This is a genomic window from Pseudomonas baetica (assembly GCF_051216495.1).
Lineage (GTDB): Bacteria > Pseudomonadota > Gammaproteobacteria > Pseudomonadales > Pseudomonadaceae > Aquipseudomonas > Aquipseudomonas baetica_B.
The window spans coordinates 40,489-54,998 of sequence record NZ_JBPKAM010000002.1; the positions used below are offsets into that span (position 1 = coordinate 40,489).

13 protein-coding genes are annotated in these 14,510 nt (G+C 52.6%); 5 read left to right on the forward strand and 8 right to left on the reverse strand.

Annotated features, from left to right (window positions below; all coding sequences use genetic code 11):
* Nucleotides 1-117 precede the first annotated feature (117 nt).
* Nucleotides 118-963 carry an inositol monophosphatase family protein gene (locus ACSFE6_RS02035; RefSeq protein WP_193863580.1) on the forward strand — a complete coding sequence of 282 codons (846 nt, stop codon included), beginning with the start codon at nt 118-120 and terminating at the stop codon, nt 961-963.
* A 116-nt stretch (nt 964-1,079) separates the two neighbouring features.
* Here ACSFE6_RS02035 and ACSFE6_RS02040 read toward each other — a convergent pair whose 3' ends face one another.
* From ACSFE6_RS02040 to ACSFE6_RS02060, 5 genes are all read right to left on the reverse strand, one after another.
* Complete coding sequence (locus ACSFE6_RS02040; RefSeq protein WP_193863581.1) at nt 1,080-1,508, reverse strand: hypothetical protein; 429 nt, start codon at nt 1,506-1,508, stop codon at nt 1,080-1,082.
* Nucleotides 1,505-3,361, reverse strand: coding sequence for a DEAD/DEAH box helicase (locus ACSFE6_RS02045; RefSeq protein ID WP_193863582.1), 1,857 nt, complete (start codon nt 3,359-3,361; stop codon nt 1,505-1,507). The genes ACSFE6_RS02040 and ACSFE6_RS02045 overlap by 4 nt, the downstream gene beginning before the upstream one ends.
* A gap of 306 nt (nt 3,362-3,667) precedes the next feature.
* Nucleotides 3,668-5,572, reverse strand: a complete 1,905-nt coding sequence (locus tag ACSFE6_RS02050) for a UvrD-helicase domain-containing protein (protein WP_193863584.1) — start codon at nt 5,570-5,572, stop codon at nt 3,668-3,670.
* 2 nt (nt 5,573-5,574) lie between these two features.
* Nucleotides 5,575-7,557 (reverse strand): AAA family ATPase, encoded by a 1,983-nt coding sequence (locus ACSFE6_RS02055; RefSeq protein WP_193863585.1) that lies wholly within the window; start codon nt 7,555-7,557, stop codon nt 5,575-5,577.
* A 273-nt stretch (nt 7,558-7,830) separates the two neighbouring features.
* Nucleotides 7,831-8,049: a helix-turn-helix domain-containing protein gene (locus ACSFE6_RS02060; protein ID WP_017846214.1), complete on the reverse strand. Its 219-nt coding sequence runs from the start codon at nt 8,047-8,049 to the stop codon at nt 7,831-7,833.
* Between the two features lie 105 nt (nt 8,050-8,154).
* Between ACSFE6_RS02060 and ACSFE6_RS02065 the strand changes: the two genes are divergently transcribed.
* From ACSFE6_RS02065 to ACSFE6_RS02080, 4 genes are all read left to right on the forward strand, one after another.
* Nucleotides 8,155-8,715: a hypothetical protein gene (locus ACSFE6_RS02065; RefSeq protein WP_193863586.1), complete on the forward strand. Its 561-nt coding sequence runs from the start codon at nt 8,155-8,157 to the stop codon at nt 8,713-8,715.
* Complete coding sequence (locus tag ACSFE6_RS02070; protein WP_193863587.1) at nt 8,712-10,100, forward strand: DEAD/DEAH box helicase; 1,389 nt, start codon at nt 8,712-8,714, stop codon at nt 10,098-10,100. Before ACSFE6_RS02065 ends, ACSFE6_RS02070 begins: the two co-directional genes overlap by 4 nt.
* A 639-nt stretch (nt 10,101-10,739) precedes the next feature.
* Entirely contained in the window at nt 10,740-11,072 is a 333-nt protein-coding gene (locus ACSFE6_RS02075) for a DUF2790 domain-containing protein (protein WP_046487075.1), read from the forward strand.
* A gap of 220 nt (nt 11,073-11,292) precedes the next feature.
* On the forward strand, nt 11,293-12,618 hold the full coding sequence (locus ACSFE6_RS02080; RefSeq protein WP_435426061.1) for an OprD family porin: 1,326 nt from the start codon (nt 11,293-11,295) through the stop codon (nt 12,616-12,618).
* Between the two features lie 398 nt (nt 12,619-13,016).
* Here ACSFE6_RS02080 and ACSFE6_RS02085 read toward each other — a convergent pair whose 3' ends face one another.
* The 3 genes from ACSFE6_RS02085 to ACSFE6_RS02095 form a co-directional block, all read right to left on the reverse strand.
* Nucleotides 13,017-14,021 (reverse strand): cytochrome D1 domain-containing protein, encoded by a 1,005-nt coding sequence (locus ACSFE6_RS02085; RefSeq protein WP_435426062.1) that lies wholly within the window; start codon nt 14,019-14,021, stop codon nt 13,017-13,019.
* A gap of 150 nt (nt 14,022-14,171) precedes the next feature.
* Nucleotides 14,172-14,393 (reverse strand): hypothetical protein, encoded by a 222-nt coding sequence (locus ACSFE6_RS02090; RefSeq protein WP_193863589.1) that lies wholly within the window; start codon nt 14,391-14,393, stop codon nt 14,172-14,174.
* Nucleotides 14,383-14,493: a DUF6957 family protein gene (locus ACSFE6_RS02095; RefSeq protein ID WP_390620690.1), complete on the reverse strand. Its 111-nt coding sequence runs from the start codon at nt 14,491-14,493 to the stop codon at nt 14,383-14,385. The genes ACSFE6_RS02090 and ACSFE6_RS02095 overlap by 11 nt, the downstream gene beginning before the upstream one ends.
* Between the last annotated feature and the right edge of the window lie 17 nt (nt 14,494-14,510).

Here is a 14,510-nt window from a genome sequence, read left to right on the forward strand (position 1 = left end):
GAAGCAGTTGCTGGACGATTTGCTACGACCGGTGCGAATTGCAGCCGGCATGCCTATCATGCACCACAGCGGCCTTGGAGACATTCCTTGAGCGGTTTACCAGCCTTGAGGTGCATTATGTCTAGTCCAAATCTTTCGGAACTACTTGCTCAAGTAACAGAGATCGTTCAACACGCAGGCGCTCTCCTCTCCGCCGAGTGGAGTCGTCCAGATGGACGTCGAGGCATTGGTGACAAGGCTGTAATCGATGTCGAAATCGAATGTTTTTTGCGTCCTGAACTTCTCAGACTGTTCGGCTGCGACTTTTGGGGCGAAGAGACCGGGCACGTCCTGACAGGGCATTCTTGGTGTTGGGTTGTAGACCCTAACGATGGCACCAGTGACTTTTTGAATGGCTTGAAGGGATCAGCGATATCGGTGGGGCTACTGCATAACGCCATTCCCGTGATGGGGGTGGTATACGCACCAGTGACTTCTGAGGGGCGACCCGATTGCATCGGTTGGGCTGAGGGCAACCCCCATTTGATTCGCAACGGTCGAGCAGTATCTGTACGCCTCGAGAATAAACAGCTTTCGAACCAGAGCACGATCATGGTCAGTGCAGCAGCGGTAAATAAGCCAGAACTCAATCGTGAACTGTGTGCTCCAGCGCATTTCCATGCAATGCCATCGATCGCGTACAGACTGGCAAGAGTGGCCGCGGGTGACGGAATATGCGGCATCTCTCTCTACGCTGTTTCAGCGCATGATGTTGTGGGTGGTCATGCGCTGTTGAGAGGTGCCGGAGGCGTCTTATTGGATGAAAATGGGTCCGAGATTCGCTATGCGACAGAGTCACAGATGACGACAGTTTCACAACGCTGCTTCGGTGGATCACCTTCAGCATGTCGCGAATTGAAATGTCGTGAATGGAATCGAGTGCTCGGGCGATCAAACTCTATTGATCAGAAGCCAGACGATTGACCATCAGAATCGGTCAAGAGAAGGCTCTACGCGAATAATTGAATTCCACGGACTCAACTCTCGTTGCCACACAGGACGGACACTCTTCGAGCTCGGCATGCCCAGTTATACGCAGACTAGGCGACGAGCTTCAGACGAGGGAACATGGCCACAAAATCATCTGGGATAGTGGAAAGTATGGCCGCCACTTTCTCTTGTGGAAGGCTGGTGGCCAGCATCGCTTCCAGTCTTTCAACCCGTTGGCGTATTGAAGCTGCACGATCCCACTGAATTGCGTATCTCTTTGCTGCGACCTTCTGCTCGATGAGCACCAAGTGGCGACTACTGTCGTAGGTGTATCGCATCGCCACTTTCACAGGACGGTCGTCATCATCGGCCTCGAGAAAAGTGATCTCAAATACCGCACCATTCGATGTCTTACGGGATGCTGATTCGACGTAGGCATTTTCGAATACGTTGTCGATGAGGTCGCTAGGCTGAACGCCTCGGCTAATATGGAGAGTCGTCAGTTCGTCAACGAGTAATTTGATAGATTCGAGGCTCATCTCAGCATTTTCCTCAGTTCAGCGATGACTACTTCCACGTGCGCGATCGACTCGGAAAGCGAGCTATTATCACGCTCAGCAACCTTGCCGTACTTCTTAGCCAGCTTGGTGTTGATAAAGCTCACCAGTATACCGTCGTTGGGCGTATTCGGCTTTGCCATCGGAACGTGAGCTGCGAATTTCCGATAAAGCGTAGAGTTTTTCTCGTCGATCCCTAGGTCGCTGAGCAGCGTGGCTACTTCATCTTGGGCCTTTTTCGTAAGGATCTCTCGAAGCTGCTTCCGCGCGATCTCTGGTCGCTTTTCCATGAGGGTAGGGTCGATGACCTGGGCGGCTTTCTTCATCTCAGCGTTACGGATGACGTTCGTCAACTGTGCAAGCACGTCAGCGTCGTAACCCTCTATACCCGGCAACTCTTTGACTTTCTGGGCCGCAAAAGCATCGATTTCAGCTCGCTTGTTAGAGAAAATCTTGTTGAAGTCCAGGTCTTCCAAATAGGAGTCCTGATCGCTAACAAAAGCTTCGGAGGAACCTACCCCCGCCAGGGACTCCTCTTTTCGAGCGTATTCCTGGTCAGTGATTATGTATTCCTTGGTGCGTTGATGTTTTGCTCGATCAACCTCCTTCTGAAACGAGCTCCACATCGCATCCAGGCCGGTTTCCTCGTGGTAGATCACAACAGCGTTATTATCAATCTCGAACGCTGTGATCTCCTCTGTAGGGATTGCGCGTAGCACCCGGCCGACGATTTGAGCGAAAGCATTCAGGCTTCGATAGGGTCGAAAAAGCGCAAGAACCGTAAGGTATCTATGGTCATATCCTTCCATCAGCATGTTCACGGAGATGACCACGTCGCACTGATTGTTATCGATCGTTCTGAAAGCTGCATCGATGTCCGGCTGCTCCATGTAGCTATGAACAATCGCCGCTCTCAGATTTTTGGCCTCGTACCAGGTACGTAAATCCTCGGCATGGGCAATACTGCAGCCCACAGCAAGGATTTTGTGAGGCACTTCAGGTGACGCTTTCTTCAGCTCGGTAAGGTTGTAAATGCTCTGGTCAATCACGTCCAGTGAGCATTCCTTGGACAATGCAACGCTGCGCTGGACCCACTCAGGATCTTTGAACCCGAGAACTTCCTCCTTTGACAGCCTAACGCCAGGCTGGTCAGCCAACGTGAAATAGAGTTCATGAGCATTGACCGTTTCTTTTCTGAGCCATTTGACGTAGCGGTCTCTCATCACCTCAGACAGCGGCGTTGTGTGAATCAGCTTTCCGGGCACTTCCTGGTTGTCACCACGAAATGGGGTTCCAGTTACAAAAAGCTTTTTAGCCTTGGCGAAGTAGCCAAGTGTCTTTTGCCAAGTTTCAGCCGGCGCGTGATGCCCTTCATCGACGATGATCAGGTCGAAGAAGTCGGGTGGGACTCGCCTGGTCAGGCACGTAGAGCGGTCGCTGTGAATTTGCTGAATATTGGAGTAAACGATGTGGCTTTGCTCCAGGTTGCGCTGGAGCGTCAGCGAGTTGAATTCGCAAGTGACGGGCAGGTCATTTCCGCTGAAGATCACATCAAAGTTAATCCAGAAATTGTCCTCCAGGAGGTCCTGGGTCTTCCTGATGCTCTGCTTGGTCACAAGGCCAGGGGTGATGATCAAGACACGCCCTTTCGCCAATCCAAACGGCACGATGGAAATCAGCCCTGATTTGCCCGTGCCCGTAGGCAGCACGATCAGCGCATCCTGTTCAGGATTGCTTGCAAAATGCTCTTGGGCCTTGATGTAGGCTTCGATCTGAGGCGTCCGCAGCTTACTGTTGCCTAAAATGTTAACGGCAGTGTCGGTAAAGTAATTCATGAAAAACTCTCTGGCGTTTTTCGAGAATCCACGCCAAAACCGCTCGAACGAGCAGCATGCACTTGCGCAGATTGCGATAGAAAGAGAACTGTCGGCAGCAACGAAGCTGTGGCGGGCATCGAAATATCCTTATTTCTGAATCAGCTGGATCAACAAAGGTGGTCTAGGGGGCTAAACACGCTTTTAATTATAATAGCCGAATGATATTGCTCAAGGTGCGTGGAATTTTCGAGCCTGCTCATGCCGGCACTGCCGAAGACAGTTCATAGCCACGATACTCTTATCTTGAAGTCTCGCTTAGATACATCAATTCGATCCGGACGTAATTTGGACTCCGGCTTTAGTAAGCAGCTCGTACAGAGTCGCAATTTTTGTTCGTGTGCCACGCGAGGCACAGTAAGTAAATATGACCCGCTGCTTGGCCCGGGTGAAAGCCACAAAAAATCCTGCTGTCGCCTCAATTTCATCCTGGGAAAAACTCCACCACGCGCCGTCATCCAGTCCGACAAAAATGACGGTGTGATACTCAAGGCCCTTGCTCTTGTGGATCGTCATCAATGGAATTGCGTGGACGCCTTCGTACATGTCGAGGGCGTGGGACCAGTCCGTACTGTGGAACGAGGCGGACAGAAGATGTTCCGCCGTCGCGTCTAGCACTTTTTCTAGCCAGGTTCCCTGGTCATAGGCAGGGTTGGAGCGGATCACATGCTCTGGACCCACGAAATTTAGGATGTCGTCAACAAGTGCGCGTGAGGCCGCCTTGCTTTTTGGGGGATGGGAGTAACGTGCAGCCAGTTCGGTTGTATAGGTATCCAACTCACGAGCGAGCCTACTCTGCCTGATTGCGTCATCGGCATCGATCCCCCTCATTGATGCGAGCCAATTCTGGCAGGTCGACCAATAACCACCAGCTCGCGTAGTCATTGCGAGGCGGAGAACGGTGACCAGCAACTTTGAGATTTCCTCTGACATCAGCTCTTGCAGCATTACTTTGCCGACCATTCCAGATTCGTTACGCAGCGCCAGATTTTCGCTCGCGAAAGCAGGTTCTAAAAGTTCGGCATACTCTCCTGCCTTTTGTCGAACCAGGATGACGAAATCTCGAGGAGCCAGTTTCAGATCGGCAATGTATGACGCTACTGATCGTGCCAACTGACGCGCTTCAATTTTCGGACTTGCGAAATCGAGAATTGAGCAACTTTCTCCGTCAATTGTGCCATCAGTCTGAGATACCGGCTGTACAGCTCGTGCGTCTAACGCCTGGGCCAACACGTGCTGGATACGTACCAACTCCGGCGAAGATCGGTAATTGTTGAAGAGCGAAGTCCGGACACCTTCGAAATCGGCGTCGAAGGCAGAGAAAGGATCATCCATCGCCATTGCCCAACGCATGATCTGCTGCTTGTTATCTCCGACAGCAGTCACGATGGTTTCTGTGCCTCGAAAAATCGTGCTTACCAGATCGTACTGAACCTTGGTGGTGTCCTGGAATTCGTCCATGAACAAATGCGAATAAGTGAGGCGCAGGGCATCCCGCGCCATCGGATTGACTCGCAACAGCAATTCAGCGAGACGGCCAATCATTGCGAAAGACAGCACACTTTTGCCGCCGTTGTGGAGTGACTGTTGCCAGAACGCATCTGCCGCCCATTCTGCGACAGTTGGGGCTGGCCATCCGTCTACAGGTAGCGGTAAGCCGAGCAGGTGCCGGCGCTCAAATGTTTTTGGCCCAATCTCACGCACGTCATTTCTCGTTCCGATTATCGCAGGCGGCGTTGGAAGGTCATGGAGGAACTCACGAAAATCTCGTTCATTGTGAGTCGCGATCTCGTAATCGGGTCTTGGCCGCCAGCGGTCAGGCAATGCTTGACCGAAGCGGTCGACCAATCCTTTTGCAAACGCATCAAACGTCATGGAGTCGAAGCGGCTCGCATGGGTGTGGTGGCAGCGCTGACGTACGCGTGCTGCCAGATTGGACGCAGCATCACGCTTGAAACTAATAGCCAGAACGCGCCGAGGGGATGAGGCCGCATCCGTCTGAAGGAGAAAGGCGGCGCGCTGCGCAAGCAGTTCTGTCTTGCCAGCGCCTGGCCCTGCAATAACGGACCGATTTTTTCTGGAACGGACCACCTTCAGCGCATTCGCCTCAAGAGCTTTAACCCCTACGGGCTTCCAGTCCTCGGGACCTATACGGCGTGACGAAACGGCCATGATCAGTCTCGCCTCAAGGAGCTGGAAATATGTCGAACGACTTCGGCCAGAACTGCTGGCATTCCTGCGATCAGGCTCGCCTTACTAACCCGGGCCAATGCCGCCAGATGCGTAGCGGGCTTGCTGTGGGTAAGAAAGTGGTACCGATAGTTCGGAAACAATGTTGGGTAATTCTCATAGGGTCCCGTGTATACCGAAAGTCCCGGACCTGACGTCCCCAGCACAACCTCCGCAGCCTTGTCAGCGGCCATACGTGGACCACCCCCTTTAGGGATCACGGCGGCATAGTCAGCGGGGAAGGCATTCAGCATGCCCAGATCAAGGTCTAGCGGCGCCGAAAAGTAGACCCCGTACTGCTTCAAGCTGTTGATCCAACCCAGCAGAATGGAGTGGTCAGGCAAGTTGTTCCATTCATGCATCTTGGCAAATGACGCGTCGGATACAACGCCGCTTGTGCTTCCTAGCAATTTGGCCTTGGGTTCGCCGAACTCAATAAGCTTCTCAATCGCTGTTTTCACTCGCCCCCACCCCCCACCATCACGACCGAGGTCCAAGTCGAGGAGAGTCGCGTGAGGAATACCCAGGGCCTTAAGTAAGCGCCAAAAATATTGGACGTGTCGTCCACCGAGAGGGACGATCGCGACGAAAGCTGGGTCGATGAGAAGATCAAGCGCCTCGGCGAGTTGAGGGAGAACGATCCTTTCGGAGTCGCCCTCGACAAGCAGGACGAACCGCGCGAAGTAGAGCTCGGGATAGGCCAAGATGGCGCCACGTACGAACTTGCTGGCTTCAACATCGTCAGTTGGGAGCTCAATTCGCTTCACAGTAGAAACGCGCGTCTTTGCATGGCAGCGGCAGTAGCGGACCTCGCTTGGCTCGACTCGGCTAAGAACTGCCGGCGAATGGCTCGTAATTATGGCCTGCGCTCCGCGGGCCTCAGTCAACGATCGAACCTGACGGATGATTCGAGCAAGGAAGTAAGGTGAAAGATGGTTTTCAGGTTCCTCAAGGGCAAACAGTGTGAGCGCGGGAATATGGAGTGCATCCTCTCGAAATCCGCCTACAGAACCTTCAACGACCTCGCGCTCTAGGTCAAAAACGGCGGCGGCCAATGCAAAATAAAATAGCGACTGTTGTCCGTCGCTAAGGGCATCGATACCTCTTTCTCGCCCGTCAGGACCCTGCTCAAATATGACTGCGATCTTGTTTATCACCTCCTCAAACCGTCGGCTCACCAGACTGAGCCTAGGCTTGGTATTGGAAGCGTCGTCATGCAGATCTGCCCAGCGCGTTTGCAGGGCCTCGGTGATTGCGGTGATCGCAGACTCGCCTTCAAACGCGGCTGTCAGGCTCTCAGTCGCCTCCTGCACTTTGTCTTCAGTGTCGGAGGACCATTCAATAGCCCTCAGGAGTCGGGCGGCCAGGGTACCGGCAGTTGCACGGATTTGGCCGGCGGCATCCCGGCTAGCTGGAGTGTAATAAAGTTGTATAAGGCCCCGATCGGTTACAGCCACTGGCTGGTATTTGTCCTCTGCGGGCTCCTTATCCAGGCTATCGATCCAAAAGAGATTCTGTGAAACCTCTCCCTCAAGCGTGCCGTCGTCGTCCCATTGTGCTTCAAGCCGCATTCGGCAAACGGGCGCTTGGGCCGCTCTCGTAATCAGCATGTGCCGAAATGAAGGGGCGATGGTTTCTGGGGTTGCAGACCCGTCCAGCAACTCAGGGAAGGCAATAAGCGCCTCGATGTAGAGTTCTTTGGAATCGCGGCTCTCAGGATCCTCTCCGGGGGCGAGGTGGAAATCCGAAAATGATACGGTGCGCTGCGCCCGCGTGACCCCGAACATCTTCGACATAGCCTGAAGAAGCGCAGTTTTACCCGCAGCGTTAGGACCAACGATTGTGGTGACCTCATCTGAGATTGGGATGGCAATCTCATTCGGGCCGAAACAGCGAAAGCCAGATACCGTGATCGACTCGATGCGCACAGGTTCCTTCCTCAATGCGGTAACGGGCACACATGCTCGTTACTATCCGGCGAGGTTAGCGCAGTATCCCTTTGCGCACAGCCCTCTAACCTCGAATTTTTGGGCCACTCTGGCCAATTAGGTACTCAGGCCAGGGCTATCAGCTACGGGATAGCAGCAAGCTGATTTCAGCCCCCCAAACACCAGTGCGAGCATCCCCCTCGATCCATCGGCGAGCCTTGCGAAAATCGGTTCAGTGCTTCTTCAGAGAAGGGTCGATCTAGAGTCAGGGCTCTAACGACTGATGTATGGCAGCAGGGTGTGAGGTTGGCAATCCAGTTGGTATGCGATGCGGTAGAGCTTCTCGATCGTAAGGTTGACTTCGCCTCTCTCGATCCTACCGACATAGCTGCGATCCATCATACATACGTGCGCTAAAGCATCTTGAGATAGGCCTACCGATATCCTTCGCTCACGGATGTTCTGCCCGAGATCCTTTGCCAGCTGCTGCATAACCGCCTCGACTTACTCAAGGCGAAACTATCCGTCGTTTGCGGACTAGGTGGCGACGGATTATAATCCGCATTTGTATAGCTATTTGCATTCCTAGGTGCCTGCATGAAACCGGCTACATTTAAGTTAAACAGGCACATCTGCGAGTTACTCCAGGAAGGGAAACTCCAACGATTCACCACTCTCGACCTTCGAGATGCCTACGCTCAGAAAATAGCCCCATCAGATATCGGTCTCGGTGAGCTCTGGAAATATGTATATGAGCAGGTCCGCCGCTTGAAGCATGTCGGATGGATTCGGCAAGATGAAGTGCGTCGAAAACGAGGACAGGTCTTTCACGTGCTAGACAAGCCAGAGCTTCTCTCTGTTGAACTCGTCGACTGCAATTTCATGAGTTGTTCCCCTCAGCAAGGTCAAAGCCCTACTGCGGGTATTCTTAAACCGTTTGAGGCGCCTTCCCAACGGCTTGAGACGTTGGCCAAAGAAATTCGGTTGGACTTGCTCACATCCATGGGCGAGGCTGAGCGGTATAAACAGCTCTTGAATGAAATGCCACAGCTGAAAGTCTGGGTTGAAGATAATTACATTGAGGCCCGCGATCGAAGCTCTCGGCTTCTTGGTCACCTCAAGGCTGTCGAGAAGACCTTAAAGTCGCTAGCCGCATGAATGTCTCTCTGCGCGCTTGGCAGGCTGCATGCGTTGATGCAGCTCTATCTCGTTATAAGCATTCTCCGCATTTTTTTTGCCAAGCAACCCCTGGTGCAGGAAAGAGTAGAATGGCGGCGGAAATCGCCCGTCAACTATTGCTCACCGGTGAGATTGATCTTGTGCTCTGTTTTGCTCCGTCCTGCCAAGTAGTAGAGGGATTGAGGAATACATTTTCAGGTGTGTTAAACCGCCAGTTTGATGGCCTATTAGGCTCTGTTGGTGTCGCCACCACTTATCAAGGCATGCATCATCAGGGTGAAGAATTCTGGAGGCTGCTTGATAAATATCGAGTCTTCGCAGTGTTCGATGAGATCCACCACTGTGCAGGCCATGACCCACTTTTTAGCAATTCTTGGGGGCAGATCATTCTGCAGAGGGTTCAAGACAGAGCTGCCTATACCCTTGCGCTGTCAGGCACACCTTGGCGGTCGGATGAGAGAGCTATCGCATTGGCAAGGTACTCAAATCCGGAGGGCCGCCTGATCTGCGACTTTCGCTACGGCATTGAGGAGGCGATATCAGACAAGGTATGCCGTCCTCCCCGTATCGTGCTGATCGATAACAATGCAATAAGACTGACAGAGCAAGTGGGTAACAGCTCAACGGACGTTGTTTATCCCAGCATTGCCCAGCTCCTCACTGAGTCTCCCGTTAATTTTGAGGACTTACTCTCTAACGATGAGATCGTGCAACAGACCATCGAATTGGGCTGTGAACGGCTAAATGAGATCCGGAAGGTCACCCCAAATGCCGCGGGCTTGGTGGTAGCGACTAACGTCCGGCACGCCAATCAGATTGCCTCTATTTTGATGGCCCGCGGTGAAAATTGTTTGGTCGTCACAAACCAGACTCCCGGGGCTCAAGGCCTTATTGATAAGTTTCGCAATAGCAATGATCGCTGGATCGTGGCAGTGGGGATGATTAGCGAGGGCACCGATATTCCAAGACTGCAGGTCTGCTGCTACCTCAGTAGGATTCGCACAGAACTACATTACCGGCAGGTGCTGGGGCGGGTGTTGAGGCGCATGGGAGATATTGATGAGCATGCATGGCTATATGCGCTTGCAGAGCCCCTTTTGCAACAATTCTCCCAGCGGATTGCCGAGGATCTTCCAGAGGATCTGGCCGTTCTGGATTATGTTCAAGGCGCCAGCTCGCGTTTTGCATGGGGAAAAAATAGTGAGCTCGAAGCACCTTTCGATGGCTCAACTGAAATTTCGATACACCGTGCAGTTCCTCAAGTAGAGGGTGAACTATCGTTCGTAGGGGATGTAGAGAGAAAAGGCCTCTACGAACTGGATATCTCGTCAAGCTTTCGAACAGAGATTCTTGCTTATTATTGAATTCCGGCACCGCACGATGATTGCTAGATCCTTCAGATCCTTCAGATCCTTCAGATCAGCCAGAGCAGCCTGGACCGGAACCCATAGCTGCCAGTCATTTGTGTCTACAGAGTCAGGGGCAATTCAATCAGAGGGCAGTTCAGCGGCACGCTCTGGGGCTCTGTAAATATTCTATAGCGAGGGATGGTGGTGCCATCGTACGTGTTTGTCGGTTCGTGAAGATACCTACGATGAGGAAGTATACCCGGCCTTCGAATGACTGACTGATGGGTTGCCGATTGCCTTCCTGACCGGCAGCTGTTGGCCGTTTTTTGTCTGTCGCGAAGGACGGCAACTGACCGTGAAGCGGTCAGTCATGACAGATAAAAAGCGACCAAGTGAAGTCGTTCGCTATGGGGATATGTATTTTTGAATAAGAGGCTCGTAGATACTCAATATGGAATTCGAGCGAGTTCTCATGCTGGTACGACCATACAAAGTGCTCCGCCAAAAAATTAAATTCCTAAGAGTTGCGCTCACAAGTACAGGGGGAAAGGGGGAAAGGGGGAAGCTTACACATAAGTAATATTCGCGGCAGCTTTCTGAAAGGCTTCATTGGTTATTCTCTATTCAGAAGTTAGTGAGAACCAGGAGATAATCATGAAAACACTCAAAGCACTTTTTGCCGTCACTATTTTGACCTTGTCGTCATTGGCCATGGCTGAAGGCGGCGGTGACCGCGTTTACGGTCGGATGATGCAAGAAAACCAACAGGCGATGGAGCAATATGCCTTGAAAAATGGTAAGGCCATCCCTGAGGTTGTTCATTATGAATATGGTATGAACCTCGATATTCAGAAGGTGGTCAGTGTCACGCAAGCCAACAAAACCTGTAGTGTTGCGCCTTCGCGCATGACCTATGAAGACTCGGCGGGCAGGCTTAATACCGTGGAGTACAAGATTATGGGTACCAACTGCCCACACGGAAGCTAACCCCTAAAGGTCATATCTACGTCAGATCATTCATTAGGCTTTTTAAGCATGCTTACTGGTCGCTGACATAGAAGTAATTTTCAGGTCACGCTGGAGTTATCTTTTGTATGAAATTATGTCTGCCGGCACTTAGAGGGAATCTCTACGTGCCGGTGGCTTTTTTATAATGATAAAAATATTTCATAAAGAAACTCTGCCAAGCTAAAGCCTGGAGTGTTAAATGAACAATAAAAGCTTTTATGGTCTTTCTCTCATTGCCCTTGGCATGAGCATGGGGCAAGTTGCAGTGGCCGTTGAGCAAAAGCCTGAGGGGTTCATTGAAGGGAGCACCTTTAGTCTTCTCAATCGTAATCTCTATTTCAATCGTGACTATCGAAAGGGCCAATCAAGTCCTACAGGCAATGGCTACGCTGAAGAATGGGCTCATGGGATTATTGGACGTTTTGAGTCGGGCTTTACCCAAGGCACCGTCGGGTTCGGCATTGATGCATTTGCAATGGTAGGACTCAAGCTTGATTCGGGTGATGGGCGCTCGGGGGCTAGAAGCTCAGTGGATGTCATGCCCTATAACAGCAAAGGCCAACCTGAAGACTCTTACTCAAAAGTAGGCGGAGCCGCGAAGGCTCGCTTTATGGATACGGTGGTCAAAGTAGGAGACGTCTTTCCATCCACGCCTGTCGTGGCATATGGCGATTCTCGACTGCTGCCAGAGAGCTTTAGGGGGGCAACGTTTACCAATACAAGCATTAAAGACCTGACCATTCAGGGGGGCCGGCTGCATGCGATGAGCCAACCCAATTCGAGCAGCATGCGTGACGGCTTTTCGACTTTCTATGCCGGTGCTGTTGATGCTCCGTGGATTGCTTACCTAGGGGGCGATTACACCGTTAATGAGCATGTTGGTGTGAGTCTTTACTCCAGCCAATTTAAGGACGTTTGGAATCAGTATTACGCTGGCACTTCCTTTAGTTATCCGCTCTCAGACAACGTCGCGTTGATCGGTGGATTTAATTACTACCGCGCGGTCGACGAGGGTAAAAAACTCCTAGGCAGCTTTGATAACAATATCTGGAGCGGCAAAACCGGGGTCAAATTCGGCGTCCACACGGTGACCGTTGGCTATCAGCGCAGCAACGGCAATGACGACTTCGATTACCTGCGCCAATCGGACTCGATTTTTCTGGATAACTCCATCCAGTACAGCGACTTCAACTCACCGAAAGAGCAATCCTTGCAGCTACGCTGCGACCTGGATATGCAAGCTTTCGGCATTCCGGGCCTAAGCTTCATGACTCGCTACGCGAAGGGGTGGGACGCTGATTACTCCAACGCGAACAGCGTGTACATGCGTCGCGGAGCAGATGGAGCGCCCTTGCAAGACCAAAAGCGTTGGGAGCGAGACATTGAGGCTAAGTACATCATCCAGTCAGGCTCTCTGAAGGACATGTCTCTGCGTGTTCGCCAAGCAACCACGCGTGCTACCGATTTCGAATCTGATTTGGATGAGGTCCGACTGATTGTCGAGTACCCACTGCAACTGCTTTAACTAGCGCAAACCTGCGGCACCAATTGTTCGATTACCAGATACACCCCGTCTCCTTGTTTCTCCTTTGGTTTGGGAGGCGGCTTAGGCGCCCTAGTGGCGCCTTTTTTTATGTGGATTGACATAAGGGCGGGACGTTCTGTTGTCAGTACTTGTGTTTGCCCCGCTTGGGAAATCTGCTAGCTAGGTTCTTTTGATCTGCTGATGGGTAATTGCACTGACTTGACCACCCGTTTGCATTTGACCTGACCAGCCATTTGCATCGGATTCGACCAGTACGTTTCTTGGTCATGGCCGGCAGAGAGCGACCAATTGCTGCCTTCGAGATTTTCACACAAGTCTTTGGACCGTCAGACTCGGTTGCCGCAGCCCGGCAGCACAAACCAGCGGTTGTTTGCGGCTCACTCGGGCACTTGGTAGCTAATGCCATTGGGGCCGGCCCCGACTTTATGGCTGGCCACCACCGTGCGACTGGCCGTGTCGATCACAGAGAAGGTGCCGGCCTCGATATTGCTAACAAATACATAAGCGCCGTCGCTGCTGATGGCCACGCCGTGAGCACCCTTACCGGTGGTCAGGGTGGCGACAACGCTCAAGGTCTGCGGGTCAATCACCGAGACGCGGTCATCCGGCTCACTGCTGCTGCCCTGATTGGCTACGTAGACCTGGCGACCATCTGCCGTGGCATACATCTGAATCGGCGTTCTGCCGACGGCAACTTTACCTATCAAGCGTTGTGTTTTCGTATCGATGATTCCGAGCTTGTTCTCCGCGCTCAGCGACACATAGGCCTGCTGTCCATCTGGGGCGAAGCCGACTTGCACGGGGCCGTTACCAACGGCAATTTGCGTGGCTTCTTTCAGCGTTGCGGTATCGATTACTGAGACGCTGCCACTGCGCATATTGGCGACATACAGCATCTTGCCATCCGGGCTCAGGCGTAAACCATGGGGGAAACTACCGGTCTTGACAGTGCCGAGCTGAGTGCGTGCTTGTAGGTCAAACACCCGCACCAGATTAGCGGCAGAGTCGCTAACGAAAGCCCGCTGTCCGCTCAGGTCAGTCACCACGTGGGCAGGATGTTGCCCCGCCGGCAGGCTAAAGACCGGTTTATCTAGCGTGGCAGTGCTGAACACCAACAACTCACCCGCCTTCATGGCTCCTGTTTGATGTTCAGCATGCGTAGGCATGCCCACCACCAGTAGCAAGCGTCCATCGGCGCTTATTTGTAAATTATGCGGTGCAATATTCAGGGCCAGCGTTTTGACCACACCCGTGTCGAGCCTGACTTGGCTGATCGAACTGTCGCGCTCATTGGCCGTGTACACGGTGCCAACTGGTGCTGCCAGCGCTACGTTTAAAGCCAGAGCGAGACTGGAAGCCAAAAGCAGTTTGAACTTGAACATGAGCGCTGATCCTTTTAGCGAAACAGTGACTATTGCGACTGTTGTTCGGCGAGCAATCGCCTGCCTACCATGCTGCGCCGCCGCAACTAGTCGCTCATTGATCATGATCAACTACTCGGCATTGAGCACTACGGAAAAAGTAGTTATTGCTCACGGTAAGACGAAGCGAAACAGCTCAGCCGACTTGCCGGGAAACGTCAGTTTGAGCACAGCTTTGCTGCCTGCTGCGGCTTGGTAAGAGCCTTCCGCCAACAGCGCGTTGTCGCCGGAGGATGCCAGCGGCAAGACCTGCTTGGCACTGCCGTTCAAGAGCGTGACTTCGCCCAACGCACCGTTGCTGGTGATCGGGTTATAGGTAGCATCATGGCGCAAGCATTTTGGTTTGCTCGTCGGAAACGGACACATCGATCACGGTCCAGTCAGCTACCAGGCAATACGCTTTGCCCGGAAAATGCGCCTCAACAAACGACACCGCTTCGGCATCTCAGA